Annotated in this window: 13 protein-coding genes; 1 reads left to right on the top strand and 12 read right to left on the bottom strand. The window is 63.6% G+C overall.

Features of this window, described 5'->3' with window-relative positions; all coding sequences use genetic code 11:
* Positions 1-4: 4 nt before the first annotated feature.
* The 5 genes from trpB to asd form a co-directional block, all read right to left on the bottom strand.
* Positions 5-1,198 (bottom strand): tryptophan synthase subunit beta, encoded by a 1,194-nt coding sequence (gene trpB / locus OKW30_RS24100; protein WP_184036034.1) that lies wholly within the window; start codon positions 1,196-1,198, stop codon positions 5-7.
* Positions 1,199-1,258: 60 nt separating this feature from the next.
* Positions 1,259-1,969: a phosphoribosylanthranilate isomerase gene (locus OKW30_RS24095; RefSeq protein WP_429347835.1), complete on the bottom strand. Its 711-nt coding sequence runs from the start codon at positions 1,967-1,969 to the stop codon at positions 1,259-1,261.
* Entirely contained in the window at positions 1,966-2,778 is an 813-nt protein-coding gene (truA, locus tag OKW30_RS24090; RefSeq protein WP_429347834.1) for a tRNA pseudouridine(38-40) synthase TruA, read from the bottom strand. The genes OKW30_RS24095 and truA overlap by 4 nt, the downstream gene beginning before the upstream one ends.
* Positions 2,775-5,528, bottom strand: a complete 2,754-nt coding sequence (locus OKW30_RS24085) for a FimV/HubP family polar landmark protein (protein WP_429347833.1) — start codon at positions 5,526-5,528, stop codon at positions 2,775-2,777. The genes truA and OKW30_RS24085 overlap by 4 nt, the downstream gene beginning before the upstream one ends.
* Positions 5,529-5,697: 169 nt before the next feature.
* A complete protein-coding gene (asd, locus tag OKW30_RS24080) occupies positions 5,698-6,819 on the bottom strand; it encodes an aspartate-semialdehyde dehydrogenase (RefSeq protein ID WP_184036025.1) in 1,122 nt (373 codons plus the stop codon).
* On the opposite strand from asd, the gene OKW30_RS24075 reads away from it, so the two are divergent.
* Complete coding sequence (locus OKW30_RS24075) at positions 6,766-7,071, top strand: hypothetical protein (RefSeq protein ID WP_429349234.1); 306 nt, start codon at positions 6,766-6,768, stop codon at positions 7,069-7,071. The two genes, asd and OKW30_RS24075, sit on opposite strands and share 54 nt — an antisense overlap.
* Positions 7,072-7,179: 108 nt before the next feature.
* Here the strand turns inward: OKW30_RS24075 and leuB are convergent, their stop codons facing one another.
* The 7 genes from leuB to OKW30_RS24040 form a co-directional block, all read right to left on the bottom strand.
* Positions 7,180-8,247: a 3-isopropylmalate dehydrogenase gene (gene leuB, locus OKW30_RS24070; protein WP_090808296.1), complete on the bottom strand. Its 1,068-nt coding sequence runs from the start codon at positions 8,245-8,247 to the stop codon at positions 7,180-7,182.
* A 90-nt stretch (positions 8,248-8,337) separates the two neighbouring features.
* On the bottom strand, positions 8,338-8,991 hold the full coding sequence (gene leuD, locus OKW30_RS24065; RefSeq protein WP_429347832.1) for a 3-isopropylmalate dehydratase small subunit: 654 nt from the start codon (positions 8,989-8,991) through the stop codon (positions 8,338-8,340).
* An 84-nt stretch (positions 8,992-9,075) separates the two neighbouring features.
* Positions 9,076-9,234, bottom strand: coding sequence for an entericidin A/B family lipoprotein (locus OKW30_RS24060; RefSeq protein WP_018424119.1), 159 nt, complete (start codon positions 9,232-9,234; stop codon positions 9,076-9,078).
* Between the two features lie 5 nt (positions 9,235-9,239).
* Positions 9,240-10,649: a 3-isopropylmalate dehydratase large subunit gene (gene leuC / locus OKW30_RS24055; protein ID WP_429347831.1), complete on the bottom strand. Its 1,410-nt coding sequence runs from the start codon at positions 10,647-10,649 to the stop codon at positions 9,240-9,242.
* A 319-nt stretch (positions 10,650-10,968) separates the two neighbouring features.
* Positions 10,969-12,270 (bottom strand): citrate synthase, encoded by a 1,302-nt coding sequence (gene gltA, locus OKW30_RS24050; RefSeq protein WP_429347830.1) that lies wholly within the window; start codon positions 12,268-12,270, stop codon positions 10,969-10,971.
* A gap of 72 nt (positions 12,271-12,342) precedes the next feature.
* A complete protein-coding gene (locus OKW30_RS24045; protein WP_018424116.1) occupies positions 12,343-12,615 on the bottom strand; it encodes a succinate dehydrogenase assembly factor 2 in 273 nt (90 codons plus the stop codon).
* A gap of 84 nt (positions 12,616-12,699) precedes the next feature.
* Complete coding sequence (locus OKW30_RS24040; RefSeq protein WP_090808286.1) at positions 12,700-13,404, bottom strand: succinate dehydrogenase iron-sulfur subunit; 705 nt, start codon at positions 13,402-13,404, stop codon at positions 12,700-12,702.
* Positions 13,405-13,415 lie beyond the last annotated feature (11 nt).

The following is a 13,415-nucleotide window of genomic DNA, read 5'->3' as shown; positions in this document are numbered from 1 at the left end:
CGGCTCAGAACTGGATACCCGATCGCTCAGCGACCGTGTGCATGTCCTTGTCGCCGCGGCCCGACAGGTTGACCAGCAGAATCTTGTCTTTCGACAAGGTCGGCGCGAGTTTCGTAGCGTAAGCGAGCGCGTGGCTCGACTCCAGCGCAGGAATAATGCCCTCGATGCGGCAGCAATCGTGGAACGCCTTCAGCGCTTCTTCGTCGGTGATGCCTACGTATTGAGCGCGATTGCTCTCTTTTAGCCACGCGTGCTCGGGGCCGACGCCCGGGTAGTCGAGGCCTGCCGACACCGAATGCGTCTCGATGATCTGGCCGTCTTCGTCTTGCAGCAGATACGTGCGGTTACCGTGCAACACGCCGGGACTACCGCCGATCAGCGATGCCGCGTGACGACCCGTTTCGAGGCCGTCGCCGGCCGCTTCGACGCCGATCAACTGCACGGAACTATCGTCGATATACGGGTAAAAGATCCCCATCGCATTCGAACCGCCGCCAACACACGCGATGACGGCGTCCGGCTGACGGCCAGCGAGTTCTGGCATCTGCACGCGGCATTCGTCGCCGATCACACGCTGGAAGTCGCGCACCATCATCGGGTACGGATGCGGACCCGCAACCGTGCCGATGATGTAGAACGTGTTTTCGACGTTGGTGACCCAGTCGCGCATCGCTTCGTTCAGCGCGTCCTTCAGCGTGCGCGACCCCGATTCGACCGGCACGACCGTCGCGCCGAGCAGTTTCATGCGATAAACGTTCGCGGCCTGGCGGCGCACGTCCTCGGCGCCCATGTAGACCACGCACTCCATACCGAAGCGCGCGCAGATTGTCGCCGTGGCCACGCCGTGCTGACCGGCGCCGGTTTCCGCGATCACGCGCGGCTTGCCCATGCGCTTGGCGAGCAGCGCCTGGCCGATCACGTTGTTGATCTTGTGCGCCCCCGTGTGATTCAGGTCTTCACGCTTCAGATAAACCTGCGCGCCGCCGAGCAATTCGCTCCAGCGCTGGGCGTGATAAATCGGGGACGGGCGACCGACGAAATACTTCAATTCGCGCTCGTATTCGGCGACGAACTCCGGGTCTTTCTGATATTTCTCGTACGCTTCACGCAACTCGTTGAGTGCGGAAAACAGCGTTTCGGCGACGAACACACCACCAAATTGGCCGAAGTGGCCTCTTTCGTCAGGCAAGTTGTACATGGTGATCACTCTTCTCAGGATGGCTCGCGGCTTTCATCGGAAAGCGCCCGCGAGCCTGAATCATTCAGCGTCCGCAGCGCGCACCGCGCGTACGAACGCCGCCATCCGGGCGTGATCCTTCACGCCCCGGGCGCCCGCTACTTCGATGCCGCTCGAGACATCGACCGCGTACGGGCGCACGCGATGGATCGCATCACTGACGTTTTGCGCGTTCAACCCACCACTCAAAACGGCCCGATGCGCGAGTTCTGCTGGAATAAGTGACCAATCGAAAACCTTCCCACCGCCGCCGTAGCCTTCGACATGGGTGTCGAACAGAAGACCACTGGCTGCTGAATAGTTGAATGCCGATTTTACCAAATCGGCCGCTCGAGTATCCGCCGCAACACGCAACGCGCGCAACCAAGGCAAACCCGCAACGCCGGCGAGCGCCTCGCACTGCTCAGGCGTCTCGTCGCCGTGGAACTGCAACAGCGTCAGGTTCACGTTGCTCGCGACTTCGTGAACCCATTCCGGCGTCGCGTTGACGAACAGACCGACGACCGACACGAACGGCGGGACCTCATGCACGAGTTCGACCGCTTGCGCGACGCTCACCGAGCGCGGGCTCAGCGGATAGAACACGAGGCCGATCGCGTCGGCGCCGAGGTTGATCGCGTGTGCAATGTCGACGGGTTTCGACAGTCCGCACAGCTTGATGCGCGTGCGATGTGGCACGCCTTGCAAGGCGGTGGCGTCGGTCTGAATGGCGGGGTTCTCTGCTGCTTTCATGTTTCCGGTTGCTCGGTCCATACGCTGCTCCACGGCACGCTGCCCGTCGCCGGGTCGGGCACGCCGAATTGCTCAGGATAGCCCACTTGCGCGAGGTACAAGCCGTCGGGCATGAAGGTCGGCGCCGCGCAATCGCGGCTACGGCTCGCGAGCACGTCGGCCATCCACGCGGCCGGGCGGCGGCCGCTGCCGATTTCGATCAGACAGCCCATCACGTTGCGCACCATGTGATGCAGGAAGGCGTTCGCGCGGAAGCGGAAATGCACGAAGTTACCCTGTCGTTTGACGTCGATCTGGTACAGGTGCTTGAACGGCGTCTTCGACTGGCATTGCGACGAACGAAACGCCGAAAAGTCATGCTCGCCGATCAGCTGCTCGGCGGCCGAGCGCATCGCGTCGACGTCGAGTGGCGTGTGCACCCAGCCGGCGCGCGTCGTGAGCATCGGCGAGCGAACCGGACTTACGTACAGCACGTAGTAATAGGTCCGCTCGAATGCCGAAAACCGCGCGTGAAAATCGTCGGGCATCGGCTTGGCCCATTGCACGCCGATCGTCTTCGGCAGAAACGCGTTCGGGCCGCGCACCCAGGAGATGTCGAGGCGATCGAGGTCGGTGTCGAAATGCACGACCTGACCCAAGCCATGCACACCGCGGTCGGTGCGGCCGGCGACCACCGTCTGCACGGGCGTGCGCATGAATTCGCGCAGCGCCCGTTCGAGCTCGTCCTGTACCGTGTTGCCATGCGGCTGCGACTGCCATCCAGTGAACGCGGCGCCGTCGTATTGCACGCCTAATGCGATGCGCTTCACGACAGCGGTGCGAGAGTCGAAAGCAACGCGCGGGCTTCGGTGCGCGTGGCTGGATCGTTTGCTTCGATCACTTCGTTGATGAGCGCGCGGGCGCCCGCCAGATCGCCGAGCTCGATGTACTCGGAGGCCAACTCCAGCTTGTTGCGCGCGATGCGGCCGAGATCGGCCGGTGTGAAGGCCGGCAATGGCTGAGCCGGGCTCGGCGGCAACTCGAGGTCGAAGTCGAGCTTCAGCGCGCCGAAGCCGGCCGCGCCGAGGCCCGCGACGGCGCCGTGGCCGGCTGTGCCGGCGGCGATCTGGTCGGCGATGTGCGGGGCGTCGTCGTCCGCGCCATGGACGCCGAAGGCCTGCTGCGCGGTCGTGTCGGGCGATGCGACCGGTTGCGTCGAAAGCGACGTGGAAGGCTCCGCTTCGCCGACGGTGGGCACGTCGATGCGCGGCGGCAGCGGCATGTTGAGGCTGCCGAACGCGTCGACCGCGTCGCGCGGGAACTCGGTCGGTGCGGACGGCGCGGGTTCCGTCGGCACGGGGATGTCGCTGAACGGCTGACCGAACGACGTAGTGGCGCGCGGTTCGATCTGATGTTGCGTGAAATCGATTACTGGGGGTGGAACGTTCAAGGGGGACTGCGGTTCGGCCGTCGCGGTGTGCGACGCTGTCGAGGGCGGTTCCGCGGCGCTTGGGCTCGGGGTTGTCGTCGTGCCTGTCGTTTTCTCTGCGGTCGGACTTTCTGTGGGTTCCTCGTCCCATTGCAGGCGATGCGCGTTCTCGTCCTGCGCCGCGGCGCCAACCGGTTCGAGCGGTCCCAGCGGCAACGCGTCGGCGCCGAGTTCTGCCGCGGCGGCGAGATTGGCGGCCGTCGCGGCCGAGCGCAGCGTCTCGTCATGGGCGGGTGCGACCGCCGGTGGTTCGCTGGACAGTTCGCTTTGGCTGGGTAGCGGGATGCTGGCGAGTGGCGCCATTGGTGCAGTAGGTTCGGGCGTGCCTGCTTGCTGTGCCGCCTGTTCTTCTGCGGCGCGCTCGGATGCGCTGCGTTCTGCTGCGATGCGTTCCGCTTCCGCATGTTCGGCGGCGACGCGTGCTGCTGCTTGTTCGGCTGCTGCTTGTTCGGCTGCTGCTTGTTCGGCTGCTGCTTGTTCGGCTGCTGCTTGTTCCGCTGCTGCGCGTTCCGCCGCGGCGTGTTCTCCGGCCGCTGCTCGCTCTGCTGCGGCTCGCTCCGCTGCCGTCTGTTCGGCTGCTGCACTTTCCGCTGCGGCTTGCTCGACTGCTGCACGTTCGGCTGCCGCGCTTTCTGCTGCGGCTTGCTCGGCTGCTGCACGTTCCGCAGCCGCACGTTCCGCTGCGGCGCGCTTGGCCGCCGCCTCCTCGGCCACCGCGCGCTCCGCTGCTACCCGCTCCGCAGCCGCGCTTTCTGCCGCTGCCTGTTCGGCTGCCGCACGTTCCGCAGCCGCACGTTCCGCAGCCGCACGTTCCGCAGCCGCACGTTCCGCAGCCGCATGCTCTGCTGCTGCGGCCTGCCGTGCAACCTCTTGATCTTGCGCGTCCGATCCTTCCGTGACCGCGGCCTGCCCCGCCGCCGCGCTGCCATTGCGCGAATCGGCCTCACGCGCGGATCTCGCCATTTCTGCATCAGTTGCCTGGGCGGCCCGTGCCGCGGCCTCTTGATCGCGCTTGCGGCGACCCATGCGCAGAGCAGCGAGCAGAACGATCAGTGCCGCGCCCACGGCGGCCGCGATGCTCAAATCGCGCTGAGAGATGCCGCCCTCATTCGACGGCGACGTCGTCACATTCGCGTGCTCCGGCGCCACGGCCACGGTCGCCGCGGAACCTGCCGGTGCCGGCTGCTCAGCGCTCGTCGGCGTTGGGCCTGAAGCGACGGGCGCCCCGCCGATACCGTGCTTCTGCAACTCCATCAGCACGCGGTTTTTCAGCGCCAGCAATTGCTGCAGACTCGACACCTGCGGATGCGGCTGCGAAGCCGCCTGCGCGGCCGCGGTCGCTGCCGACGGCGCTTGTCCGGCGGGCGCGCTCGCCGCCGGTTGAATCGATTCGGCCCATTCCCGCGTGCCACTCGTCGCCACCGGCGCCGAACCGGCCACTGGCGCGGACGAAACCGCACCGCCCGCCGCCGCGCCGGTCGATACCGCCGCGCTGGCCGCGCCGGAAACCGTGGATGCGGCCGGCGTCGTCGCTTGAGCCGCCGCGCTGGCCGCACTCGCGGCGGCGGCGTTGACCTGCGCGACTGCACTCGCCGTGCTGGCGGCAGCCGCCGCGGCCGGCGCGGCAGTCGGCGCGGAAGCGGGCGCAGCCGCCGTGGACTCCGACGCCCCTGCCGCGGCCCCAGTCGACGAAACCGCCAAGGCCCCCGACGCATCGAGCGCCGGCACGATCAACACCGCTCCTACACGCATCCGGCTCGGATCGTGATTCATGAACGCGGCCGGATTCGTGTCGAACAATGCGTGCGTAGCGCGCGCGAGTACCGCCCGGTCATGCGACTGCGTAATAGCGATCGCGACATCGTTCAGCGACTGCCCTGCGTGTACGGTGTACTGAGAGCCCGCAGCGACAGCAACGACAGCGGTAGTGGAACTGACAGCGGAAGCGGCATCCGGCGCGCTCGCGGCACTAGCCGGCGCGGCAAGCGCATTGCCCGCGCCACCGCCGAGCAGCGCAAGGGCGAAAGTGGCACAAGCGGCCATCGCCGCCGGACGGCTGCTGAATCGCACCTTCTCGTGACGAATGGACATAGCCCGAAGAGCGGAGCGTCGAAAGTTCATCGGGACACCTGGGCGCGTCAGCGCGCAGCCTTTTTTGCGAGTGGAAAGAGACAAGATGATCGGAGCACACAATGAAAAAAGCGCCGCGCAAGCGCGACGCTTCTTGAGTTGTCTACGCGTCGTGAGCGCGTAGTTTACTTTACTTGTCGAGCACAATGCGAAGCATACGACGCAGCGGTTCAGCCGCGCCCCACAGCAGCTGATCGCCGACCGTGAAGGCCGACAGATACTCGCCTCCCATCGCGAGCTTGCGCACGCGGCCGACCGGCACCGTCAGCGTACCGGTGACAACCGCCGGGGACAGGTCGCGCATCGACGCTTCGCGTTCGTTCGGCACAACCTTGACCCAGTCGTTGCCCGACGCGAGGATGCTGTTCACTTCGTCGAGCGGCACGTCCTTGGTCAGCTTGATCGTGAGCGCTTGCGAATGGCAGCGCATTGCGCCGATCCGCACGCACAGACCATCGACGGGAATCGAACCCGGCGTGCCCATGGCCGGCTTGCCGAGGATCTTGTTGGTTTCCGCGCCGCCCTTCCACTCTTCCTTCGACATGCCGTTGCCGAGATCCTTGTCGATCCACGGAATCAGCGAGCCCGCGAGCGGTACGCCGAAGTGGTCGGTCGGCATGCTGTCGCTGTTCATCGCTTCGAGCACGCGGCGGTCGATGTCGAGAATTGCCGAAGCCGGGTCTGCCAGTTCGTTCTTCACCGCGCCGTGCAGCGTGCCCATTTGCGACAGCAATTCGCGCATGTTCTGCGCGCCCGCGCCGGATGCGGCCTGATAAGTCATGGCCGTCATCCAGTCGACGAGGTTTTCGCGGAACAGGCCGCCCAATGCCATCAGCATCAGGCTGACCGTGCAGTTACCGCCGATGAAATTCTTCTGGCCTTTGACGAGCGCGTTCTTGATCACGTCGAGGTTGACCGGATCGAGAATGATGACCGCGTCGTCCTTCATGCGCAGCGACGATGCCGCGTCGATCCAGTAGCCGTTCCAGCCCGCCGCGCGCAGCTTCGGGAACACTTCGTTCGTGTAGTCACCGCCCTGGCAGGAAATGATCGCGTCGCACTTCTTCAGGTCGTCGATGCTTGTCGCATCTTTGAGCTTGGTCTCGTTTTTGGCGAACGAAGGCGCGTTGCCGCCCGCGTTGCTGGTGCTGAAAAACACCGGTTCGATCAAGTCGAAATCGCCTTCCTGCTGCATACGTTGCATCAGGACGCTGCCGACCATGCCGCGCCAACCTACGAGACCTACGTTCATGACTTCATACCCTTCGAATGGAAACTTCCCCGCGTCTTTGCCCGCAGTGACCGCGCGGGGAAGATGGGCGGGCACGACGGACGATCAGCGCTTCGTGATCGTTTTCGGGGTAATGGTTTTGATGGTAATGGCGAACTCGATCGCACGGGCCGTTGTGCCGTGCATTTTGGAAATCGAGGAGATTTGGGAGATCTGAGCCATCACAACAATATACACGAAAACGGAAAACTGGCGGCGTTCTTCGCCGTATGACGTGCAAATCGGCCTATTTAAAGGCCCGATTCGCGTTTTTAAAAGGCCAGTATTGTTGAGCTGACCACCGCATGCCCTCGCTCTGCGAGCGCATGCGGTGCACGCGTTTTACAGCGCGGCCACGACGGCATCGCCCATCGCGGCGGTGCCGATCTGCTTGCAACCCGGCGTGAGAATGTCGCCGGTGCGATAGCCCTGTTCGAGCACCTTCTTCACCGCGGTTTCGATGCGATCGGCCTGCTCCGCCTTGTTCAGCGAATAGCGCAGCATCATCGCGGCCGACAGGATCGTGGCGAGCGGATTGGCAACGCCCTTGCCGGCGATATCCGGCGCGGAGCCGTGCGACGGCTCGTACAAGCCCTTGTTGTTCTTGTCGAGCGATGCCGACGGCAGCATGCCGATCGAGCCGGTCAGCATGGCCGCCTCGTCGGACAGGATGTCGCCGAACATGTTGCCGGTCACGATCACGTCGAACGACTTCGGCGCCTTCACGAGCTGCATCGCGGCGTTGTCGACGTACATGTGCGACAGTTCGACGTCCGCGTATTCCTTCGACACGTCGATCATCACGTCCTTCCAGAACTGCGACGTTTCGAGCACGTTGGCTTTATCGACCGAGGTGAGCTTCTTGCCGCGCTTTTGCGCCGCCTGGAATGCGACGTGCGCGATGCGGCGCACTTCGGGTTCCGAATAGCGCATCGTGTCGAAGCCTTCCTTCGCGCCGGCGAACAGGCCGTCCGGCGACGTACGCACGCCGCGCGGCGCACCGAAGTAGATGTCGCCGTTCAGTTCGCGCACGATCAGGATGTCGAGACCCGAAACGATCTCTTCCTTCAGCGACGACGCGCCCGTCAGTTGCGGGTAGCAGATCGCCGGACGGAAGTTCGCGAAAAGTTCCAGGTGCTTGCGCAGACCGAGAATCGCCTGCTCAGGGCGCAGCGCGCGTTCGAGCTTGTCGTACTTCCAGTCGCCGACCGCGCCGAACAGGATCGCGTCGGCTTCCTTCGCGAGCGCGAGCGTCGAGTCCGGCAGCGGGTGGCCCTTCGCTTCGTAGCCCGCGCCGCCGACCGGCGCTTCTTCGAGTTCGAACTTCTCGCCGAGCACGTTCAGGACCTTGACGGCCTCCTTGACGATTTCGGGACCGATGCCGTCGCCCGGCAACACTGCGATCTTCATGCGAATTCCTTAATGATTTTTTTCGGATCTTCTGGCGCAAACCGACATTGGCGCGCGGACTTCACGCCCCTGACGCCCTCACGGTTTCGCTTAGCGGACGAGGCGATTGTTCAGCCACGGTTGCTTCGCGAGACGCTCCGCTTCGAATTGGCGGATCTTGTCCGCGTGACGCAGCGTGAGGCCGATGTCGTCGAAACCGTTCAGCAGACAATACTTGCGGAACGCCGCGACTTCGAACGGATATTCGGTGCCGCCGTCGGCCGTGCGCACGACTTGCGCTTCGAGGTCGATCGTCAGCTCGAAGCCGTTGAACGCATACGTCTCGTTGAACAGATGATCGACCTGCTGTTCGGTCAGCACGATCGGCAGCACGCCGTTCTTGAAGCAGTTGTTGTAGAAGATGTCCGCGAAGCTCGGCGCGATCAGCGCGCGAAAGCCGTATTGCTGCAACGCCCAAGGCGCGTGTTCGCGCGAGCTGCCGCAGCCAAAATTCTTGCGCGCGAGCAGCACCGAGGCGCCCTGGTAGCGCGGCTGATTCAGCACGAAATCCGGGTTCAGCGGACGCTTCGAGTTGTCTTGACCCGGTTCGCCGTGGTCGAGGTAGCGCCATTCGTCGAACGCATTCGGACCGAAACCCGTGCGCTTGATCGACTTCAGGAACTGCTTCGGAATGATCGCGTCCGTGTCGACGTTCTCGCGATCGAGCGGCGCCACGACGCCGGTGTGTACGATGAAATTATCCATGACGCTTGCGCCTGTTCAGGACCGGGCGATGCGACTGGCGGCTGGAACCCCCGCGCCGTATCGCCGGCAAAAATCAAAAACCGCTTATTTCTCAGCGTGATTGCTGATCGAATTGCCGAGGTGCGACATGTCCTGGCCGAATCCGTGCACCGTGTTGCAGCCGGCAAGACCGAGCAGGAGCCCGGCGAACGTGCCGAGTGCGAAGCGGCGCAATAGAGTGATGCGATTCATGTTCTTCATCATGCGGTTTATCCGAGCTTGCGAATGTCGACGAAATGCCCTTCGATGGCCGCAGCCGCGGCCATTGCGGGGCTCACCAGGTGCGTGCGGCCACCAGCGCCCTGACGACCTTCGAAATTGCGGTTCGACGTGGATGCACAACGCTCGCCCGGCTCGAGCCGGTCGGCGTTCATTGCCAGACACATCGAGCAGCCCGGCTCGCGCCATTCGAAACCGGCCTCGGTAAAGACCTTGTCGAGGCCTTCACGCTCCGCCTGCGCCTTCACGAGACCCGAACCCGGCACGACCATCGCCAGACGGATGTTCGGCGCGACGCGACGGCCGAGCTTCTTCACGACGTAAGCCGCGGCGCGAATGTCTTCGATGCGCGCGTTGGTGCACGACCCGATGAAGATTTTATCCGGCTTGATCGACTCGATCGGCGCGTTCGGCTCGAGCGCCATGTACTTGAGCGCGCGCTCCATCGCGTCGCGCTTGACCGGGTCCTTTTCGCGCTCCGGATCCGGCACGCGGCCGTCGATCGGCGTGACCATTTCCGGCGACGTGCCCCAGGTGACCTGCGGCACGATTTCGGCGGCGTTCAACTCGACCACGCGATCGAAATGCGCTCCGTCGTCCGACTTGAACTGCTTCCAGTACTCGACCGCGTGATCCCACTCGACGCCCTGCGGCGAGAACGGACGGCCTTTCAGGTATTCGACCGTGGTGTCGTCGACGGCGACCATGCCGGCGCGCGCGCCCGCTTCGATCGCCATGTTGCAGACCGTCATGCGGCCTTCCATTGTCAGCGACCGGATCGTCGAGCCGCCGAATTCGATCGCGTAGCCGGTGCCGCCCGCGGTGCCGATCTTGCCGATGATCGCGAGCACGATGTCCTTCGCGGTACAGCCGCGCGGCAATTGGCCCTCGACCTTCACGAGCAGGTTCTTGCTCTTCTTCTGCAGCAGCGTTTGCGTGGCCAGCACGTGCTCGACTTCCGACGTGCCGATGCCGTGCGCGAGCGCGCCGAACGCGCCGTGCGTGGACGTGTGCGAGTCGCCGCAGACGATCGTCATACCCGGCAGCGTGGCGCCCTGTTCCGGCCCGATGATGTGAACGATGCCCTGACGCAGGTCGTTCATCTTGAACTGTGTGATGCCGAAGGCGTCGCAGTTGGCGTCGAGCGTGTCGACCTGCAGCTTCGACACCGGATCGGCGATGCCGTGGCTGCGGTCCGTGGTCGGCACGTTGTGGTCGGACACGGCCAGGTTCGCGCTGATGCGCCACACCGGACGCTCGGCCATCTTCAGGCCTTCGAACGCCTGCGGGCTGGTCACTTCATGCAGCAGGTGACGGTCGATGTAGAGAATCGTGGTGCCGTCGTCTTCCGTGTGGACCACGTGCGTGTTCCACAATTTGTCGTAGAGAGTCTGTGCCATGGTATGCGGGGTAGTAATGACTGCGGGCTGACTGTGTCGATTGATTATGCCACGCTGCGCACCGCGATGGGCTGCTCAGCCGACGAAAAAACCGATAAAAAACATGGAGTTGGCTGGTAGTGGCAATACCTGTATCGTCGTTACCCGGCAAGCGTTGGCCCCAGCGACGCCAATGCGCCGCATGCGCGACGCGTGGCTGCCGCCGAAACGGAAAACGCCCCGACGGTAGACCCGTCGAGGCGTTTTATTCACTCGGATTTCGCGCTTTTGCACGGCACGAATGCCGCTGCGAAGCGCGCGTATCGAGGTCGATCAGCGATCAGCGCTGTGCGATCGGCTTCGCTTCACGCAGCGTCTCGCCGATGAACAACTGACGCGGACGGCCAATCTTCTGCTCGGGATCGGCGATCATTTCGTTCCACTGCGCGATCCAGCCGACCGTACGCGCCATCGCGAAGATACAGGTGAACATCGACGTCGGAATGCCCAGCGCGCGCTGCACGATACCCGAGTAGAAGTCGACGTTCGGGTACAGCTTGCGCGACACGAAGTATTCGTCTTCGAGCGCGATCTTTTCGAGTTCCATCGCGAGCTTGAACAGCGGATCGTCGTGCAGGCCCAGCTCTTCGAGCACTTCGTAGCAGGTCTCGCGCATCAGCTTCGCGCGCGGGTCGTAGTTCTTGTACACGCGGTGGCCGAAGCCCATCAGCTTCACGCCCGAGTTCTTGTCCTTCACCTGCTTGATGAACTCAGGAATGTTGTCGACCGAGCCGATTTCTTCCAGCATGGTCAGCGCGGCTTCGTTCGCGCCGCCGTGCGCCGGGCCCCACAGACACGCGATACCCGCCGCGATACACGCGAACGGATTCGCGCCCGACGAACCGGCGAGCCGCACGGTCGAGGTTGATGCATTCTGCTCGTGGTCCGCATGCAGGATCAGGATGCGGTCGAGCGCGCGCACCAGCACGTCGTTGACCTCGTACTCTTCGCACGGGTTCGAGAACATCATGCGCATGAAGTTCGCGCTGTACGACAGGTCGTTCTTCGGATACACGAACGGCTGGCCGATGCTGTACTTGTACGCCATCGCGACCAGCGTGGGCAGCTTCGCGATCATACGGATCGCCGACACTTCGCGGTGACGCGGGTTATTGATGTCGAGCGAGTCGTGATAGAACGCGGACAGCGCGCCGACCGCGGCGACCAGAATTGCCATCGGATGCGCGTCGCGGCGGAAGCCGCGGAAGAAGAACTGCATCTGCTCGTGCACCATCGTGTGGTTCGTGACCGTCTTCACGAATTCGGCCTTCTGCTGCGCGTTCGGCAGTTCGCCGTTCAGCAGCAGGTAACAGGTTTCGAGGAAGTCGGCGTTCTGCGCGAGGTTGTCGATCGGGTAGCCGCGGTAGAGCAGTTCGCCCTTGTCGCCGTCGATGTAGGTAATCGCCGAATTGCACGCCGCCGTCGACATGAAGCCCGGGTCGTACGTGAATTTGCCGGTCTGGCCGTACAGTTTGCGAATGTCGATCACATCCGGGCCAATCGTGCCCTTGTAAATCGGCATTTCGACGCTCGGCGAATTGTCGCTGAACGATAGCGTGGCTTTAACATCTGACGGGGTCATAGCACATCCTCAATCGAAGTATGGATACAGGGTTTCGATAATTGCACGCCTGGAACAGCGGACTGGCGGCGCTCAAGCGTTGCGCAGCAACTCCAGAACCCGGACCACGTCCGGGTCGGCCAGATCGCCTTCTGGTTCCTTGCGCGCGAGCAGCAAGTCCATCAGGTCGTTATCGCTCAGCTCGAGCAGGCGCGTGAGTGCGCCCACGTCGGCATCGCTGAGGTCATGCTCATATCGGCTGAAAAAACGCTCGAAAATCAGGTCGTTTTCCAGCAGGCCCCGCCGTGCGCGCCAGCGAAGACGCGCGCGGCGGAGAGGGTCGGACTGATGCGATGTTTCGGTCATGTCGGTACATCCCGCGCCGCGCCCGGGCGCACTGACCGCCCCCTCGGGGGCAGCGCGCGCCAGGGAGCGCGGAGCTCATTGATACTAGACAGCGCGGCGAACCATCAATTCCTTGATCTTGCCGATTGCCTTGGTCGGGTTAAGGCCCTTCGGGCAAACGTCGACACAGTTCATGATCGTGTGGCAACGGAACAGACGGTACGGATCTTCCAGGTTGTCGAGGCGCTCGCCGGTTGCCTCGTCGCGGCTATCCGCGATGAAGCGGTAGGCTTGCAGCAGACCAGCCGGGCCGACGAACTTGTCCGGATTCCACCAGAAGCTCGGGCACGACGTCGAGCAGCTCGCGCACAGAATACATTCGTACAGGCCGTCGAGCTCGTCGCGTTCTTCCGGCGACTGCAGACGTTCCTTTTCCGGCGGCGGCGTATCGTTGATCAGGTACGGCTTGATCGAGTGATACTGGTTGAAGAACTGCGTGAAGTCGCAGATCAGGTCGCGCACGACGGGCAGGCCCGGCAGCGGACGCAGCACGATCTTCTGCGGCAGGTCGTTCAGGTTCGTCAGGCACGCGAGGCCGTTCTTGCCGTTGATGTTCATTGCGTCCGAACCGCACACGCCTTCGCGGCACGAGCGACGGAACGACAGGGTTTCGTCGAGCGCCTTCAGCTTGATGAGCGCGTCGAGCAGCATGCGTTCGTGCGAGTCGATTTCGATCTCGTACGTCTGCATGCGCGGAGCGGCGTCCTTGTCCGGATCGTAGCGGTAAATTTCAAATGTACGCTTGGCCATTTCTCTGAATT

This window comes from Paraburkholderia sp. Clong3, assembly GCF_050436485.1.
GTDB classification, from domain to species: domain Bacteria; phylum Pseudomonadota; class Gammaproteobacteria; order Burkholderiales; family Burkholderiaceae; genus Paraburkholderia; species Paraburkholderia tuberum.
Note: the sequence above shows the minus strand (reverse complement) of the source record. Positions and strands in the feature narration are given on the sequence as shown.